The organism is Flavobacterium urocaniciphilum (assembly GCF_900110615.1).
GTDB lineage: Bacteria > Bacteroidota > Bacteroidia > Flavobacteriales > Flavobacteriaceae > Flavobacterium > Flavobacterium urocaniciphilum.
Genome location: NZ_FOEI01000001.1, coordinates 365543 through 384255, shown reverse-complemented (window position 1 = coordinate 384255; position 18713 = coordinate 365543). Strand labels below are relative to the sequence as shown.

Sequence of the window (18713 nt, the reverse complement as noted above, 5' to 3'; positions counted from 1 at the left end):
TTATGAGTAAAAATATTAAAATATTAATTTTCTTTTTGGTCTTTGTTTTAGCATTAATCATTTTTGCTGATTCCAATAAAACGAAACCAATCAATTGGAATGCAACTTTTGGATTAAACGATAAAATTCCATTTGGATTAAAAGTATTCAATGAAGAATCGAAATCACTTTTTAAAAACCAAAATTTAGAAAAGTTTTCGGAAACACCTTATGAGTTTTTTAATAAAGATATGGTGTTTACACAAGTTATTACAGAAGGTGATACTATTACTTCATATAATACAAATACTAGTAAAAAAGGAACGGTTTTCGCAATTTCTGAATTAAATAAATTTGATAAATCTTCAATGGAAGAATTATTAAAATTTGCTCGTGAAGGAAATACAATTTTTATCAGTGCTACCAATTTTTCTGAAGTATTAAGCGATAGTTTAAAATTCGAAGTTCATTTAAAAAATTCTGACAATTTACCTTTTAAAAATGCACTTGTAAATCAAGATATTTATTATCCTTTTGAAAAAGGCGCTAAAGATTTTTATTTTCACAAATTTGATAAAACAACTACTAAAATTTTAGGAAATTTGGTTGATAGAAAATACATTTTACCTAATTATATTGAAGTTAAACATGGAAAAGGAAAATTTTTATTACATCTACAACCCATAGCATTTACGAATTATTATTTACTTAAAAATAATTTTAAATATATCGAATCGGTTTGTTCTCATATTGATTCTAAAAACATTTATTGGAATGTAGATGGTATTGAAGAAAGTTCAATTTCTAGTAACCCTTTACGATTTATTTTTAGTCAACCTGGATTAAAATGGGCTTGGTATTTCGGATTAATCGGAATATTAATTTTTATGTTGTTTAATGCTAAAAGAAGACAACGTATTATTCCAATTTCAGAACCAGTAAAAAATACTACTGTTGAATTCGCAAAAACCATCGGAAATTTATACTTTTTAGAAAAAAATCATAAAGATATAGCCGACAAGAAAATTGTTTATTTCTTAGAAAAAATTAGAAAGGATTATTATTTAGATACTACCGTTTTAGATGAAACTTTTATCAATCGTTTACATCAAAAAACATCCAAGGAAAAAGCTGATATTATCAAGATAATCAACAAAATAAATTACATTAAAAATAGTTCAATTATTGTCGAAAAGGATTTGGTTGAATTAAATACACTAATCGAAAAACTTAATTTATAGTTATAAAATATGGAATCATTTGAATCAAACGAAATGAACGAAATGAACGAAAACAATGAAAATGTAAATTTTCAATCACGTATCAATCTTGAACCTTTAAAAACAAGTGTAGATAAAATTCGTTACGAATTAGGAAAAGTAATTGTTGGACAACATAAAATGGTTGATCAATTAATTGTTTCTATTTTAGCAAACGGACATATTTTATTAGAAGGTGTTCCTGGAGTTGCTAAAACATTAACTGCCAAATTACTTTCAAAATCGATGGCGTTGGATTTTAGTAGAATTCAGTTTACACCAGATTTAATGCCTTCAGATATTATTGGAACTTCAGTATTTGATTTATCTAAGTCGAGCTTCGAATTTAAAAAAGGTCCCGTTTTTTCTAATTTCATTTTAATTGATGAGATTAACCGTGCTCCTGCCAAAACACAAGCAGCTTTGTTTGAAGTTATGGAAGAAAGACAAATAACAGTGGATGGAAATTGTTATAAAATGGACGAACCCTTTTTAGTAATTGCTACTCAAAATCCAATTGAACAAGAAGGAACTTATCGTTTACCAGAAGCGCAATTAGACCGTTTCTTATTCAAAATAAACATCGATTATCCTAATTTATCTGAAGAAATTATCATTCTTCAAAAGGAAAATGAATTACAAGACAGAAACAAAATGGCTGATGTAGCAACTGTTCTTTCAAAAAGTCAAATTAAAGAGTTTCAAGGTATTTTAAAACAAATTATTATTGAACCAAACTTAATTGAATACATCGCAAAAGTGGTATTAAATACTCGTGAAAATCCGTTTTTATATTTAGGAGCTTCACCAAGGGCATCAATTGCTATTTTAAATGCTTCAAAAGGATTTGCAGCTATAAAAGGTCGTGATTTTGTAACTCCTGAAGATATTAAAGAAGCTGCAATTCCAGTATTACAACATCGTGTTGTAGTAACACCAGAAAGAGAAATGGAAGGAATTAGTGCTGCAGAAATTATTAAACAAATCGTTGATTCTGTAGAAATTCCAAGATAAAAATTAATTTAAAAGTATGAAACTGTTCAAACAAACATATATCAATAACTTTTTCTTCTATTGTTTAATGGGAGTCATTACTTGTTTTATACTTTCATTCTTTTTTCCTGCATTATATTCGGCAAGTTGGTATTTGTTTTTCATTTTAATGACTTTCACAAGTATTGATTTTCTTATTTTATTTGCTTCTGGTGAAAAAATAAAAGCAAACAGAACCACACCTGAAAAACTATCTAATGGTGATGAAAATGAAATAATTTTAAAAATTTCCAACCAATACACCTTCCCTATTTTAGTGAATATTGTGGATGAAATTCCATTTCAATTTCAGGTTAGAGATTTTTCCATAAAAAAGAAAATTAAATCACAAGACAAAACCGATATTCAATATTTTCTAAGACCAACTGAAAGAGGTGAATATTCTTTCGGAAACCTTAATATTTATACCAATTCACCTTTAAGATTAATTGCCAGAAGATATACTTTTGATAATGGTCAAATGGTTCCAACCTATCCTTCCTATATTCAATTGAGAAAATATGATCTGATAGCTTTTTCAAATAAATTATTCCAACACGGATTGAAAAAAATTAGAAGAATTGGTCATACTATGGAGTTTGAACAAATTAAAGAATATGTTCAAGGTGATGATATTAGAACTATTAACTGGAAAGCTACAGCAAAGAAAAATGCTTTGATGATTAATCAGTTTCAAGACGAAAAATCACAAAACGTTTACATGGTAATTGACAAAGGTCGTGTGATGAAAATGCCTTTTAACGGCTTAAGTTTATTAGATTATGCGATTAATGCAACATTAGTTTTATCAAATGTAATTTTAAAGAAAAATGATAAAGCAGGTATGTTTGCCTTTTCTAAAAAAGTTGAAAATAGAATTGTTGCCGAAAGAAGAAGCAATCAGATGAATTTGATATTAGAAAATTTATACAATATCAAAACCAACTTTTTCGAAAGCGATTTTAGTCGTTTGTATGTAGATGTTAAAAAACATATCAATCAACGAAGTTTAATAGTTTTATATACCAATTTTGAAACATTAGATGGTTTAAATCGACAATTACCTTATTTAAAAGGAATTGCGAAAAATCATCTATTAATGGTTGTTTTCTTTAAAAATACTGAATTGAATGATTTAATTCACAAAAAAGCAGAAAACATCCAAGAAGTTTACGATAAAGTTATTGCTGAAAAATTCGATTTTGAAAAACGTTTAATCGTAAACGAATTAAGAAAATACGGTATTTATGCATTATTAACGCAACCAGAAAGTTTAACTATTGACACGATTAACCAATATTTAGAAATTAAAGCAAGAGGAATTTTATAATGCCAAAACTGAATATTGACATACTCAATATTTTTCTAATTCTGCTTTCTGGAATTTTTGCTTATAAATTACCTTTTCAAACATTTCTTGCGGTATATGCTTTTTTAGGTCCGCTTCATTATCTTACAGAAATCAATTGGTTACAACAACGCAATTATTTTCTAAATCATAAAAACAATGTATTCTATTTATTCGTTCCTATACTTTTAATTGGAAGTATTGTTTACATTTCGAGTTTAACTTTTTTAAAAACTTATATTCCGTTTCTCATATTTTTTACCTTTTTAGTTGCAATTTTTAATTCAACACAAAACGAAAAACTACATAAAAATTGGAAGTTTATTCTATTTATTTGTATTGGATTTACAATAGCGTATTATTTCAGAAAAGGTTTTCACATCGCTTTTTCAATATTCCTTCCATCGTTAATTCATGTGTTTATTTTTACCGGAATTTTTATTCTTTCTGGATTTCTAAAAACGAGGAATAAGCTGTCGTTACTAACATTTATTGTATTTATTGTAACGAGTTTCTTATTATTAACAGACAACATGAATTCAGCTTTTTTTATGGAAGATATTCAAAATAAATATATTCCATTTGAAGAACTCAATAATGCTGTATTCAAAATTTTCAATAAAGAAATATTAGCGAGTCAGGATATCTATTTTTCCAGTTTCGGTATAAGAATAATGCAATTCATTACTTTTGCTTATACGTATCATTATTTGAATTGGTTTTCTAAAACATCCATAATTCAATGGCATAAAACATCAAAAACTAAAATTTCAATTATTCTTATAATTTGGGTACTATCTATTTTATTGTACATCTATAATTATAATACCGGTTTATATTGGCTGTATTTATTGAGTTTAAGTCACGTTATTTTAGAATTTCCACTAAACATAACAACTGTTAAAAATCTTATTAAAAAGTAGTTTTTTGAATTTAATTGTTATTTTTAACAAACTAAAAACTATACTATGCGAATATTTAAACTCTTAATAGTTTTACTGACTATTAATTTAAGTTTTGCCCAAGATTATTTTCCAAAAAATGATGGTGTGAAACAAACCTTCAAAAATGTTGTAGCTGTAACAAATGCAACTGTTTACACATCTTCAACAACAAGAATTGATAAAGCAACCATTTTAATTAAAGATGATAAAATCCTAGAAATTGGTGCTCAAATTGCAATTCCTAAAGAAGCAACAATTATTGATGCAACAGGAAAAACAATCTATCCATCATTTATAGATTTGTACACAGAATTTGGTATTCAAAAACCACAAGCAAAACCAAGAAATTCAAGATCACCACAATATGATTCAGAAAGAAATGGTTACTATTGGAACGATCATATTAGAGCCGATTTTAACGCATCTGATAATTTAAATTATGACGATAAAACAGCTAAAGATTTAAGAGAAATTGGTTTCGGAACCGTTTTAAGTTTTAATAACGACGGAATTGTAGCTGGTACGGGGTTACTTTGGACATTAAACGATGCTGAAAATAATGGAACGCGTATTTTAAATAAAAAAATATCACAACATTTCACTTTTAGAAAAAGTTCATTATCTGCTCAAGCTTACCCATCATCATTAATGGGAAGTATGGCTTTAATTCGCCAGTTATATCATGATGCAAAATGGTATGCAGCTGGTGGTTCTAAAACAAAAGATGGTTCATTAGAAGCATTCAATCAGAATAAAAACTTACTACAAATTTTTACCGCTGGAGATAAATTAAACATTCTTAGAGCGGATAAAATTGGAGATGAATTTGGTGTAAATTATATCATCAAAGGTAGCGGAAACGAATTAGAGCGTATTGAAGAACTGAAGAAAACTAATGCTACTTTACTTATTCCAATCAATTTTCCGGATGCTTACGATGTTTCTGATTCTTTCTTAGCAGAACAAGTAGTTTTATCAGATATGAAATTCTGGAATCAAGCACCATACAACTTAAAAGTTTTAGCTGAAAACAATATCAATTTTGCTTTAACAACAGCCGATTTAAAAAATCCAAAAGACTTTTTAGCGAATTTAAGAAAAGCAGTAGAATTAGGTTTTCCAAAAGAAAAAGCAATTGCATCATTAACTGAAATTCCTGCAAAAATTGCTAATCAAAACAATGTTGGTTCGTTAAAAAAAGGAAATTTAGCCAACTTCATTATTGTAAGTGGTGATATTTTCGAAACAAAAAGTACTATTCAAGAAAACTGGGTTCAAGGAAACCGTTTTGTAATTGAAAAAATTCAACCATCAGATATTAGAGGAAAATACGATTTAACGTTAGATAATGTTAAATACGATTTATCAATCGATGGTGAAGTATCAAAATTAGAAGCAAAAATTTCTCAAGACAAATTAGAATTTGGAACAAAACTTACCTACAACGAACCATGGATAACAATGGTTGTTAAAAGTAAAGATACATTAGCCTCTAAGTTCATTAGAATTTCAGGATTAAAATCGGAAACAAGTTTATCTGGAAAAGCAATTTTAGAAAACGGAAAAGAAGTTTCTTGGTCGGCTATTAAAAAAACAACAACTTCTGAAGTTAAAAAAGAAGAGAAAAAAGACGAGAAAAAAACACCTGTTTTTTATCCTGTGACTTTCCCAAATATGGCTTTTGGAAATTCTTCAAAACCAAAACAAGAAACCATTTTATTTAAAAATGCTACGGTTTGGACTGGTGAAAAAGACGGAATATTAAAAGAAACCGATGTCTTAATTGAAAACGGAAAAATCGTCAAAATTGGGAAAAACTTACCTCAAAAAGGAAAAGTTATAGATGCTACAGGAAAACACTTAACTGCCGGAATTATTGATGAACATTCTCATATTGCTATTTCTAATGGGGTTAATGAAAGCGGACAAAATTCTTCTGCTGAAGTAACAATAGAAGACGTTGTAAACTCTGAAGACATCAACATTTATAGAAATTTAGCCGGTGGAGTTACATCAGCAAATTTATTACATGGATCTGCCAATCCTATTGGTGGTCGTGCAGCATTTATTAAATTAAAATGGGGTTATAATCCTGATGAAATGTTAGTTCCAAGTGCTCCAAAATACATCAAATTTGCTTTAGGTGAAAATGTTAAGCAATCGAATTGGGGTGATAACGAAAGACTACGTTTCCCTCAATCAAGAATGGGTGTAGAACAAGTTTATGAAGATTACTTCTCTAGAGCTCTTGCATATCAAAAAGAATGGGATGCATACAAAGCTTCAAGTAAAGGAAAAACTCCTCCACGATTTGATATCGAATTAGAAACGTTGAGTCAGATTTTAAACAAAAAACGTTTTATTACCTGTCACTCTTATGTTCAATCAGAAATAAACATGTTAATGAAAGTGGCAGAAAAATATAACTTCAAAATTCAAACGTTTACACACATTTTAGAAGGATATAAATTAGCCGATAAAATGGCTAAACACGGAGTTGGTGGTTCTACATTTGCAGACTGGTGGGCTTATAAATACGAGGTAAATGATGCGATTCCATATAATGCCGCTTTAATGAATAATGTGGGTGTAACAGTTTCTATTAACTCAGATGATGCTGAAATGTCGAGAAGATTAAATCAAGAAGCTGGAAAAACTTTAAAATATGGAGGCGTTACAGAAGAACAAGCTTGGAATTTTGTAACCTTAAATCCTGCAAAATTATTACAAGTAGATGATAAAGTAGGAAGTATTAAAATTGGAAAAGATGCCGATGTTGTACTTTGGTCAGACAATCCATTAACGATTTATGCTAAAGCTGAAAAAACGGTTGTAGATGGAATTATTTTCTTCGACATCGATCAAGAAAATTCTAAAAATGAATTAGTTCAAAAAGAAAGAAATGAATTAATCAATTTAATGTTAGATGCCAAAAATAAAGGCTTAAAAACACAAGAACCTAAAAAGAAATCAACTGGTCATTACCACTGTGATACTTTGGGAGAAAAATGTAGAGTATTCCACGCTAAATACAACAACTAATGAAAAAACTAACTTATATATTAGCATTAACTTCACTTGTAAGTTTTGCACAACAAACACCAGCACCTAAGCAAACAAAATCCATTTTAATTATGGGTGGAACAGCACATTTAGGTAATGGTAAAATTCAAGAAAACAGTTTAATTTCTATCATAGATGGAAAAATTGCTACTGTAATAGATGGAACTTTAGTGCGTCCAGCCAAACACGATATTGTTATTGATGCATATGGAAAACATATCTATCCTGGCTTTATTGCACCCAATTCAACTTTAGGATTAGTAGAAATTGATGCGGTTCGTGCTTCAGATGATGAAAGTGAAATCGGTGAATTTAATCCACATATAAGAAGTATTATCGCTTATAATTCTGAATCAAAAATCACTGAATCGGCACGACCAAACGGTGTATTGTTAGCTCAAGTAACGCCTCGTGGCGGAAGAATTTCTGGAACTTCATCAGTAGTTCAATTAGATGCTTGGAATTGGGAAGATGCGGTTGTTAGAGAAAATGACGGAATTCACATGCGTTGGCCAAGCAGTTATGCACGATTAGGTTGGTGGGCTGAACCAGGCGGAATTGAACCAAATAAAAAATACGACGAACAAACAAAAGCGATTCAATTATTTTTTGATAAAGCGTTAGCTTATGCGAATTCGGATAAGAAAGTTAAAGACATTCCTTACGAAGCAATGAATGGATTACAAAATGGAAGTAAAACATTATATGTAAACGCCAATGGTGAAAAAGAAATAACCGATATCATCTTATTTAAAAAGAAAAACAATATTCAAAAATTAGTCATTATTGGAGGTTATAACGCTCATAAAATTACCGATTTATTGAAAGAAAATAATGTTTCGGTTTTATTAAGAAGAATTCATGATGTGCCCAATTCTGAAGATGAAGATGTGAATTTACCCTACAAAATTGCTAAAATATTAACGGATAAAGGAATTGTAGTTGGTTTAGAAAACTCAGGAGACATGGAGCGTATGCAAACGCGTAATATTCCTTTTTATGCTGGAACATGTGCTGCTTGGGGAATGAACAAAGAAGACGCTTTGAAATTAATCACTTCTAATACGGCAAAAATATTAGGAATTGATGCGAAATACGGAACGTTAGAAGCTGGTAAAAGTGCTACCCTATTCATTTCAGAAGGTGATGCTTTGGATATGAAATCAAATAAATTAACGCATGCTTTTATTGACGGAAGACAAATTAGTTTAGAAAGTCACCAAACGGTATTATACGAAAGATATAAGGATAAGTATGAAGGACAAAGTACAAAGTCGGAAGTGAAACAATAATTAAAATATACATACCTTTACAAAGTCGCAAAGCCAATCGTTTTGCGACTTTGTTTTTATTACTAAAAAAGATAACTTTGTCACATAGATTCTCAGCAACTTAGTTCAACAAAATGAAGCAAATCACATCCATTCAAAATCCGTTTATTAAAAACTTAGTTTTATTGCAAGATAAAGCGAAAGCTCGAAAACAATCGGGTACATTTATTATTGAAGGACAACGTGAAATTGAATTGGCTGTAAAAGGTGGCTACGAATTAGAAACGATTTTGTTTTTACCGGAAATCATCTCAGAAAATCAAATCAAAAATCTGACTTCTCAACAAGTTGAATTAATAGAAATTTCTAAAGAAGTTTATCAAAAATTAGCTTATCGTGATTCTACAGAAGGAATTATTGCTGTAGCGAAAACCAAATCTTTACAATTATCCGATTTAAAATTATCTGAAAATCCATTAATTTTAGTCGCAGAAGGATTAGAAAAACCTGGAAATTTAGGTGCCATTTTGCGCACTGCTGATGCTGCGAATATTGATGCGGTTATTATTGCGAATCCGAAATCGGATATGTACAATCCGAATATTGTACGTTCAAGTGTGGGTTGTTTATTCACCAGACAAATTGCAGTAGCCACTTCAGAAGAAGCAATTTCATTTTTAAAAGAAAAAAATATTAAAATTTATTGTGCTACGTTACAAGATTCGGCAACGTATCATACAGAAAATTATAATGCACCAACAGCTTTAGTTGTTGGAACAGAAGCTACAGGAATTACAGAAATTTGGCGTCAAAATTCAACCAAAAACATCAACATTCCAATGCAGGGTATTATCGATTCGATGAATGTTTCGGTTGCAGCAGCCATTTTATTATTCGAAGCAAAAAGACAAAGAGGGTTTTAAAATGTGCCAATTTTCAATATGTCAATTTGCCAAAAAACATCAACTATTAACATATAAACAAATGAAAAAAATATTCTTAATTACACTTCTAACTACATTCTGTGGTTTTTCTCAAATTACTGAAAAACAAATAGACGAAGTTGCAGAAAACACTTTAAAAGCTTTTAACGTTCCAGGAATTGCGGTAGCTGTAGTAAAAGACGGAAAAGTGATTCATAGTAAAGGTTATGGAGTAAAATCGATTCTTAAAAAAGATAAAGTGGATGGCAACACCCTATTCGGTGTAGCTTCTAATAGTAAAGCATTCACAACTGCTGCCATAGCCATGTTAGTGGATGAAGGCAAAATGAAATGGGATGATAAAGTGGTAAAATATCTTCCAAATTTTAAAATGTATAACGATTATGTTACGAAGGAATTTACGGTTCGTGATTTAGTTACTCATAGAAGTGGATTAGGCTTAGGTGCTGGAGATTTAATGATTTGGCCTGACGGAAGTAATTTCAAACCTAAAGATATTATTGAAAATTTACAATATTTAAAACCTGTATCCGATTTCAGAACGAAATACGATTACGACAATTTATTATACATTGTAGCCGGTGAAGTTATTGAAAAAGTAAGTGGATTATCTTGGTGTGATTTCATTGAAAACAGAATCATGAAACCGTTGGAAATGAATAATAGTGCTGGTTCATTTTTACGTTTAAAAGACACCACAAATATCATTGATCCTCACGTACCAACAGATGGTAAGTTAAAAGTTATTTCACGATACAAAAACCAAACTTTTGATGCGGCTGCTGGAATTTATTCTTCTGTAAACGACATGAGTAAATGGATGATTATGCAATTACAAGGAGGAAAATATGGTGCAAATAAAGAAAATAAAATGTTTTCTGAAGCACAACATAACGAAATGTGGCAATTGCAAACCATTATTCCGGCTAGAACGAGGGAGCCATATTTTACACATTTTTCTGGTTATGGTTTAGGTTGGTTTTTAAGTGATGTAAAAGGTTACAAACAAGTAACTCATACGGGTGGTTTAGAAGGAATTGTAACACAAGTAACGCTTATTCCTGAATTAAATTTAGGGATTGTAGTGTTAACCAATCAACAATCTGGTGCTGCTTTTAATGCTATTACGAGTACAATTAAAGATGCATATTTAAATATCGAATACAGAGATTACGTTAAGATGTATAGCGATAGAGAAAAAAACAATATTGCTGAAGCAGATAAAGTTACAAAAGAAGTTTGGGCTAAAATTGCAGAAAACAAAAAGAATAAAGTCAAAATTGATGCTAAAAACTATATTGGTACATATAAAGACAACTGGTTCGGAAACATTACAATTACAGAGAAAAAAGGCAAAATGTATTTCAATTCGGAGCGTTCTCCACAATTGGCTGGAGAGATTTTCTATTACAAAGACAATACTTTTGCTGTAAAGTGGTTCAATAGAAGTTTTAACGCCGATGCATTGATTACTTTTTCAGAAAATTACACCAATATTAAAATGGTTCCTATCTCGGAATTGACAGATTTTAGTTACGATTTTCAAGATTTGGACTTCAATAAAAAATAATTTAACAAAAGCGTTCTAAAAATGAACGCTTTTTTTTGTTATATAAATTTTTCGCAGTATTTTTATATACATCAAAAATTGAATATGACAGAGATAGATTTAGAAGCTGAAAACAAAGCAATAGCTAAAGAATATAAAGAGTTACTTCGTATTAGTTATCAAAACCTAACAGATGAAGATAAAAAACTAATACGTAAAGCTTTTGATGTAGCTGTAGAAGCACATAGCGATCAACGAAGAAAATCTGGAGAAGCTTATATTTTCCATCCAATTGCTGTGGCTAAAATTGTAGCTTCACAAATTGGGTTAGGCTCAACTGCCATTGCTGCTGCCCTACTTCATGATGTGGTAGAAGATACAGATATTACTATTTCGGATATAGAAAAAATGTTCAATCCTAAAATTGCAAAAATTGTAGAAGGATTAACAAAAATTCCTAAAGTTAAAAACGACCAAGAAATATCTTTACAAGCGGAAAACTTCCGCAAAATGTTACTGACATTAAATGATGATGTACGTGTAATTCTTATCAAAATTGCAGATAGATTACACAACATGCAAACTATGGACGGAATGGCCGATTACAAGCAAGCTAAAATTGCTTCGGAAACCTTGTACATTTATGCACCACTCGCCCATCGTTTAGGATTATATAATATCAAATCGCAATTAGAAGATTTAGGTTTAAAATATACAGAACCAGATGTGTATGCAGATATTGTTAGTAAAATAAAAGAAACCAAAGAAGAACAAGACGCTTATATCAAATCGATTTCGGATGTATTAAGTAAATCGATGACAGAAGAAGGAATTGATTTTATCATTAAAGGTCGACCAAAATCAATTTATTCCATCAGAAGAAAAATGAAAGCTCAAGGCGTTTCTTTTGATGAAGTTTACGATAAATTTGCGCTTAGAATTATCTATAAATCCAATCTACATGATGAAAAATTCTTAGCTTGGAAAATATATTCTGTTGTTACGGATCATTATCGTCCGAGTCCGAGTCGTTTACGCGATTGGATTTCTTCACCAAAATCGACTGGTTACGAAGCGTTGCATATTACAGCAATGGGACCAATGGGTCGTTGGGTAGAGATTCAGGTTCGAAGTGAACGTATGGATGAAATTGCTGAAAAAGGTTATGCTGCGCATTACAAATATAAAAATGGTGCTACTGAAGAAAATAGCTTAGAGATTTGGTTAAATCAACTAAAAGAAGCTTTAGAAAACGCCAATAATAATGCGGTTGACTTTGTAGAAGATTTCAAACTGAATTTATATGCTAAAGAAATTTATGTTTTCACTCCGAAAGGTGAAATCAAATCGTTACCAAAAGGTGCTACTTCTTTAGATTTCGCTTTTAGCATTCACTCAGAAATTGGTGTAAAAACACGCGGAACAAAAGTAAATGGAAAACTTGTTCCACTTAATCATGTGTTAAACAGTGGTGATCAAGTTGAAATTATCACTTCCGTAAACCAAAAACCAACATTACAATGGTTAGATTATGTAACCACTTCAAGGGCTAAAAATAAAATCAAAAATGTTCTTAACGAAAATGTCAAAAAAATTGGCGAAGACGGAAAAGAAATTTTGGCACGTAAATTACGTCACTTAAAAATTAACTTAAACGAAAGTACGGTTAACGAATTGGTGAATTATTTCAAACTTCAAACAAGTTTAGATTTATTTTACCGTGTTGGAATTGGAGCTATTGAAAACCAACAATTAAGAGATTATGCTAATCAAAAGAACAATACTCTTGTAAATTTCTTTAAGAAAACAATTAAGCGTAATCCGAATGTTAATGAAGAAAGAATCAATGCTAATGAAATAACCAAAAAATTCGATTTATTAGTATTTGGAGTCGAACAAAATAAATTGGATTATAAATTATCTCCTTGTTGTAACCCTATTCCTGGTGATAATGTATTCGGTTTCATCACAATAAATGAAGGTATCAAAGTTCATAAAACAGATTGTCCGAACGCCATAAGCATGCAATCGAATTTTGCGTATAGAATTATTCCTGCAAGATGGATCGATTCTAGCCAAGAAGATTTTAAAGCCATCATTAAAATTACTGGAATGGATGTTTTAGGATTAACTAATGAATTAACAAAAGTTATTTCTAACCAAATGCATGTTAACATTCAAAGTATTAGTTTAAGTTCGGAAGCTGGAATTTTTAATGGTCAAGTAACCGTAGTTGTTCAAAACAATACTATTTTGAAAAAATTAATGGAAAACATTAAAAAAGTAGACGGTATAGATAAAGTTACAAGAGTTTATAATAATTAATAATTTATATGAAAAAAGTACTCTATTTAATTTTATTATTAACAAATATTTCAATTGCACAAAACAAACAATACAATTTAGACCCAAATGGAAAAAATTCAAATTTTCATTATCTTATAAAAACTTACCCTAATAATGCAATGGAGTTTAGAGTAAAAAAAGATAGCGGTACTGTTTATCAAATAACTGCACCATTGTATGAAACTATAAAATCAAATTACGATACTATAAGCAAGATTTTACCACAGAATAAGAAATTAAAAGTAAAAGATTCAACTATTTTTTTTATTCAATATTTTTATAAAAATGACAGAACCTTTTTTAATGAAAAAAATCAGATTGAAGTAAATAATTCATATTTTTCTAATTTCATAAAAGAACAGAAATCAATTGTTGAACGAAAATATAAAAATTCTAAAGTAATTTATATGTTTGAAAATGGGATAGATATTTCAAACTATAAAAAAATTGATAATTTTTTTGTTGATGAAAATAATTATTTCAGAACAAATTACTTTAAAAAATCTATTCTATGTGGCTCCTTTTTAATAATAAAACCAAATGGTCAATCTTTAATTAGAAATGGTGAATATAGACTTGATCAAATGGCTGAACATTTAAATTCAAAAATTTGGGAATTATTTTTTGAATCTAATTCAATTAACAACTCAGAAGAAGAACATAAAACAGAATAATTAGAATTAAAAGTAAAAAAACTTCTAACTTCTAATTGCAAACTTCTAACTTTCATTATCTTTGCAAATCTTTCATTTAAAAACCAAATGGATAACAACCAAAATCAAGAAACGGTAAAAAACGTTTTTACAAAATACCTTGAAGAAAAAGGGCATCGTAAAACGCCTGAACGTTATGCGATACTTCAAGAAATATACGAAAATCAAGAACATTTTGATATCGAATCTTTGTACATCAAAATGAAAAACAAAAATTATCGTGTTTCTCGTGCAACTTTATACAACACAATTGAATTATTGTTAGAATGTAAATTAGTACGTCGTCATCAGTTTGGTCAAAACCAAGCACATTACGAAAAATCATATTTTGACAAGCAACACGATCACATTATTTTAACCGATACTGGTGAAGTAATTGAATTTTGTGATCCACGTATCCAACAAATCAAACAAACAATGGAAGAAATGTTCGGGATTAGTATTGAAAATCATTCCTTATATTTTTACGGAACAAAGAATAAATAATAAAACAACTAAATTAACCCTAAGCTAAATTAGTTTAGGACAAAACAACAACACAATGAATGTAGACTTACTACTTGGATTACAATGGGGTGACGAAGGAAAAGGAAAAATCGTCGATGTATTAACTTCAAAATACGACATTATTGCTCGTTTTCAAGGCGGACCAAACGCTGGGCATACACTTGAATTTGATGGAATTAAGCATGTTTTAAGAACAATTCCTTCTGGAATTTTCCACAAAAACAATGTAAACATTATCGGAAATGGTGTAGTAATGGATCCTGTAGTTTTTCAAAAAGAAATTGAAGGATTAGCTAAATTTAATTTAGATATCAAATCTAAATTATTACTTTCTAGAAAAGCACATTTAATTTTACCAACTCACCGTTTATTAGACGCAGCTTCTGAAGCAGCAAAAGGTAAAGCAAAAATTGGTTCTACTTTAAAAGGAATCGGACCAACATATATGGACAAAACAGGTAGAAATGGATTACGAATTGGCGATATTGAAATGGCCGATTTCCAAGAAAAATACCGTGCTTTAGCTGATAAACATGAAGAAATGATTAAGTTCTACGATGTAGAATTACAATATAACCTTCCAGAAATGGAACAAGAATTTTTCGCAGCTGTTGAAGAATTAAAAACATTAACATTCATCGATTCTGAAGAATATTTAAACAAAGCGTTAAAAGCTGGAAAAACAATTTTAGCAGAAGGTGCGCAAGGATCTTTATTAGATGTAGATTTTGGAACGTATCCATTTGTAACATCTTCAAATACAACTGCAGCTGGAGCTTGTACAGGTTTAGGAATTGCTCCTAATAAGGTAAAAGAAGTTTTCGGAATTTTCAAAGCCTACACTACTCGTGTTGGAAGTGGACCATTCCCAACTGAATTATTTGATGAAGTGGGTGCGAATATGGCAAAAATTGGTAACGAATTTGGTTCAGTTACTGGTCGTGCTCGTCGTTGTGGATGGTTAGACTTAGTAGCTTTAAAATATGCTGTTGAAGTAAATGGTGTAACGGAATTATATATGATGAAAGGTGATGTTTTATCAGGATTTCCAACATTAAAAGTTTGTACAGCTTACAAATACAAAGGTGAAACGTTAAAGCATTTCCCATACAACATCGAACCAGAAAATGTAGAACCAATTTACACAGAAATGAAAGGTTGGCAAGCAGATTTAACTGGTATGACAACTTATGATGAATTACCATCAGAACTAAAAGCATATATCGAATTCATTGAAAAAGAATTAGAAGTGCCAATTAAAGTAGTTTCTGTTGGACCAGATAGAAAACAAACTATTACAAGATAAACTTAAAAATCCCGATTGCTCGGGATTTTTTTTATTTCAAAAACAATTCTTATTGTATTAATTTTCGTACTCAAAAAGAGTATATTTGCAAAAATTCAAGTATATTTTATTATGAAACAAACCTACCTTTTCTGCTTACTTTTTGTAAGTTTATTTTCAAATGCACAGATTATTAATTTTCCTGATATTGTTTTCAAAACTAAATTGAAAGCTTGGGGTAATGTAAAAGATATAAATGGCAATAATTTCGTATTAGATGCAAATAACAATGGTGAAATTGAAGTTTCAGAAGCTCTAAATGTTTATGAAATTATTGCAAGTGGTTCTAGTGGAGGAAATATCTTTTCTGATGCTACTGGTATCCAATATTTCACTAATGTAAAAAAAATTAACTTCAGTAATAATTTTCTTGCCAGTTTAAACGTTTCAAATATGGTTAACCTAGAAGAATTGAAGTGTATTCAAAACCAAATCACATCAATAAACTTAACAGGATTATTGAACCTAAAAAAACTTGAATGTACATATAATCGATTAACAAGTTTAGATTTAAGTAATTTAAACAACTTACAAATTGTTTATTGCTCACAAAATTCAATTTTAGATTTAAATATTTCAAATCTACAAAATTTACAACAATTGTATGCTGGAAGTATTGGTTCTTACATACCTAATAGGTATGAAAAAATAACTTTAACAAATTTGCCAAGTTTAGTTACTCTTAATTGTGGTGGTGGCGCATTAACTGACGGTATTAATGAATTAAATATGTCTAATTTAAACAACCTACAAACTATTGAATGTCCATTATCAGCTATCACAACAATTGATGTTTCTATGCTACCAAATATTCAAATGGTCAATGTTAATGATTGTCGTAATTTAATATCTATTTTTGCTAAAAACGGAAGAGATGAAACTCTAGGTTTTGGTTATCCTACACAACAATATGGTTCAAGTATAAGATATATATGTGCAGATGAATCACAATTAGCAGCTGTACAATCAAGTATAAATTGGCCTGGAAATAATGTTCTTAATTGTCATGTTAATACCTATTGTTCTTTTATACCTGGAGGAAGTTATAACACTGTACAAGGTCAAAATAAACTTGATAATGAAAATGATGGTTGTGGTATAGATGACAATCCTTTTCCAAATTTAAAATATTCTGTAAACAACGGAACAACAACTGAATATTTTATATCCAATGGTTCTGGAAATTATGTTATCCCAAATATCAACGGTACATACACTATAACTCCAATACTAGAAAACCCAAGTTATTATACTGTTACACCAACAAATTTAGTTGTGAATTTCCCTGCACAAACAAGTCCCGTAAATCAGAATTTCTGTGTAGCAATAATACCTCATAATGATGTTGAAGTTTCTATAATTCCAATTAATATTGCTAGACCAGGTTTTGATGCTAAATATAAAATCATCTACAAAAACAAAGGAAATCAAATAGAAAATGGAATTATTAATTTACAATTCAATGATGCAATTTTAGATTTAGTTTCAACAAATCCAGCTTTTACAACACAAACTTTAAACAATTTAAGTTTCAATTACAGTAATTTAAACCCTTTTGAGACTAGAGAAATAAGTGTTATTCTGAATGTAAATTCACCAATGGAAACTCCAGCTGTTAATAGTGGTGATATTCTAAGTTACACCGCAACAAATACAATCACAAATACAGATGAAATGCTTTCTGACAACACATTTGTATTCAATCAGACTGTTGTAAATTCTTTTGATCCAAATGACAAAACATGTTTACAAGGAAATTATGTTGGTGCAGATAAAATTGGAAATTATGTTCATTATATAATTCGTTTTGAAAATACTGGAACTTTCCCAGCTCAAAACATTGTAGTCAAAGATATGATTGATACTGCTAAATTTGATGTTTCAAGTTTAGTTCCATTACATGCGAGTCATAATTATTTTACAAGAATTGCGGGAAACAAAGTAGAATTTATTTTTGAAAACATCAATTTACCTTTTGATGATGCTAATAATGATGGTTATATCGCATTCAAAATTAAGACATTACCAAATTTAGTTCTTGGAGATACTTTTAGTAATTCAGCAAATATTTATTTCGATTATAATTTCCCAATTGTAACTAATACTGCAACCACAACAATTTCAGCATTAAACAATCCAAGTTTTGAGTTTGGGAATTATTTTAGTTTATATCCAAATCCAACTTCAAATGAGTTAAATATCAATTTAAAAAAATCAGTTGAAATTAATTCCATTCAAATTTATAATACACTTGGACAATTAGTAACCGTTCAAACAGGTAATGCTTTAAAAATTGATGTTTCACATTTAAAAACGGGGAACTATTTTATTAAAATAAATACCAATGAAGGGTATTCGACTAGTCAATTTATAAAAGAATAAATCAAACACATCATACATTTAACTCTGTTAA

The 18713-nt window shown here is 29.7% G+C and carries 13 protein-coding genes; all 13 read left to right on the top strand.

Annotation, left to right across the window (positions count from 1 at the left end; all coding sequences use genetic code 11):
• Positions 1-2 precede the first annotated feature (2 nt).
• Entirely contained in the window at positions 3-1220 is a 1218-nt protein-coding gene (locus BMY86_RS01840) for a DUF4350 domain-containing protein (protein ID WP_091464421.1), read from the top strand.
• 9 nt (positions 1221-1229) lie between these two features.
• Positions 1230-2252, top strand: a complete 1023-nt coding sequence (locus BMY86_RS01835) for an AAA family ATPase (RefSeq protein ID WP_394332550.1) — start codon at positions 1230-1232, stop codon at positions 2250-2252.
• A gap of 16 nt (positions 2253-2268) precedes the next feature.
• Positions 2269-3600, top strand: coding sequence for a DUF58 domain-containing protein (locus tag BMY86_RS01830; RefSeq protein ID WP_091464418.1), 1332 nt, complete (start codon positions 2269-2271; stop codon positions 3598-3600).
• The gene (locus BMY86_RS01825) at positions 3600-4541 is read left to right on the top strand and encodes a hypothetical protein (RefSeq protein WP_091464417.1); all 942 of its coding nucleotides are present in this window, start codon (positions 3600-3602) and stop codon (positions 4539-4541) included. The genes BMY86_RS01830 and BMY86_RS01825 overlap by 1 nt, the downstream gene beginning before the upstream one ends.
• Before the next feature lie 45 nt (positions 4542-4586).
• Positions 4587-7604 (top strand): amidohydrolase family protein, encoded by a 3018-nt coding sequence (locus BMY86_RS01820; protein ID WP_091464415.1) that lies wholly within the window; start codon positions 4587-4589, stop codon positions 7602-7604.
• Positions 7604-8917: an amidohydrolase family protein gene (locus BMY86_RS01815; protein ID WP_091464413.1), complete on the top strand. Its 1314-nt coding sequence runs from the start codon at positions 7604-7606 to the stop codon at positions 8915-8917. The genes BMY86_RS01820 and BMY86_RS01815 overlap by 1 nt, the downstream gene beginning before the upstream one ends.
• 113 nt (positions 8918-9030) lie before the next feature.
• Positions 9031-9819 (top strand): TrmH family RNA methyltransferase, encoded by a 789-nt coding sequence (locus BMY86_RS01810; RefSeq protein WP_091464410.1) that lies wholly within the window; start codon positions 9031-9033, stop codon positions 9817-9819.
• Positions 9820-9880: 61 nt separating this feature from the next.
• A complete protein-coding gene (locus BMY86_RS01805) occupies positions 9881-11410 on the top strand; it encodes a serine hydrolase (RefSeq protein ID WP_091464409.1) in 1530 nt (509 codons plus the stop codon).
• 84 nt (positions 11411-11494) lie between these two features.
• Positions 11495-13714 (top strand): RelA/SpoT family protein, encoded by a 2220-nt coding sequence (locus BMY86_RS01800; protein WP_091464406.1) that lies wholly within the window; start codon positions 11495-11497, stop codon positions 13712-13714.
• An 8-nt stretch (positions 13715-13722) separates the two neighbouring features.
• Positions 13723-14409 (top strand): hypothetical protein, encoded by a 687-nt coding sequence (locus BMY86_RS01795; RefSeq protein ID WP_091464403.1) that lies wholly within the window; start codon positions 13723-13725, stop codon positions 14407-14409.
• Positions 14410-14496: 87 nt separating this feature from the next.
• Complete coding sequence (locus BMY86_RS01790) at positions 14497-14934, top strand: Fur family transcriptional regulator (protein ID WP_091464400.1); 438 nt, start codon at positions 14497-14499, stop codon at positions 14932-14934.
• Positions 14935-14989: 55 nt separating this feature from the next.
• Positions 14990-16261 carry an adenylosuccinate synthase gene (locus tag BMY86_RS01785; RefSeq protein WP_091464398.1) on the top strand — a complete coding sequence of 424 codons (1272 nt, stop codon included), beginning with the start codon at positions 14990-14992 and terminating at the stop codon, positions 16259-16261.
• A gap of 111 nt (positions 16262-16372) precedes the next feature.
• A complete protein-coding gene (locus tag BMY86_RS01780; RefSeq protein WP_091464396.1) occupies positions 16373-18682 on the top strand; it encodes a DUF7619 domain-containing protein in 2310 nt (769 codons plus the stop codon).
• Positions 18683-18713 lie beyond the last annotated feature (31 nt).

Bases quoted from the DNA above. Each gene is read 5' to 3' on its own strand.
- BMY86_RS01840 (WP_091464421.1), top strand. From the start codon at position 3: ATGAGTAAAAATATTAAAATATTAATTTTCTTTTTGGTCTTTGTTTTA.
- BMY86_RS01835 (WP_394332550.1), top strand. From the start codon at position 1,230: ATGGAATCATTTGAATCAAACGAAATGAACGAAATGAACGAAAACAAT.
- BMY86_RS01830 (WP_091464418.1), top strand. From the start codon at position 2,269: ATGAAACTGTTCAAACAAACATATATCAATAACTTTTTCTTCTATTGT.
- BMY86_RS01825 (WP_091464417.1), top strand. From the start codon at position 3,600: ATGCCAAAACTGAATATTGACATACTCAATATTTTTCTAATTCTGCTT.
- BMY86_RS01820 (WP_091464415.1), top strand. From the start codon at position 4,587: ATGCGAATATTTAAACTCTTAATAGTTTTACTGACTATTAATTTAAGT.
- BMY86_RS01815 (WP_091464413.1), top strand. From the start codon at position 7,604: ATGAAAAAACTAACTTATATATTAGCATTAACTTCACTTGTAAGTTTT.
- BMY86_RS01810 (WP_091464410.1), top strand. From the start codon at position 9,031: ATGAAGCAAATCACATCCATTCAAAATCCGTTTATTAAAAACTTAGTT.
- BMY86_RS01805 (WP_091464409.1), top strand. From the start codon at position 9,881: ATGAAAAAAATATTCTTAATTACACTTCTAACTACATTCTGTGGTTTT.
- BMY86_RS01800 (WP_091464406.1), top strand. From the start codon at position 11,495: ATGACAGAGATAGATTTAGAAGCTGAAAACAAAGCAATAGCTAAAGAA.
- BMY86_RS01795 (WP_091464403.1), top strand. From the start codon at position 13,723: ATGAAAAAAGTACTCTATTTAATTTTATTATTAACAAATATTTCAATT.
- BMY86_RS01790 (WP_091464400.1), top strand. From the start codon at position 14,497: ATGGATAACAACCAAAATCAAGAAACGGTAAAAAACGTTTTTACAAAA.
- BMY86_RS01785 (WP_091464398.1), top strand. From the start codon at position 14,990: ATGAATGTAGACTTACTACTTGGATTACAATGGGGTGACGAAGGAAAA.
- BMY86_RS01780 (WP_091464396.1), top strand. From the start codon at position 16,373: ATGAAACAAACCTACCTTTTCTGCTTACTTTTTGTAAGTTTATTTTCA.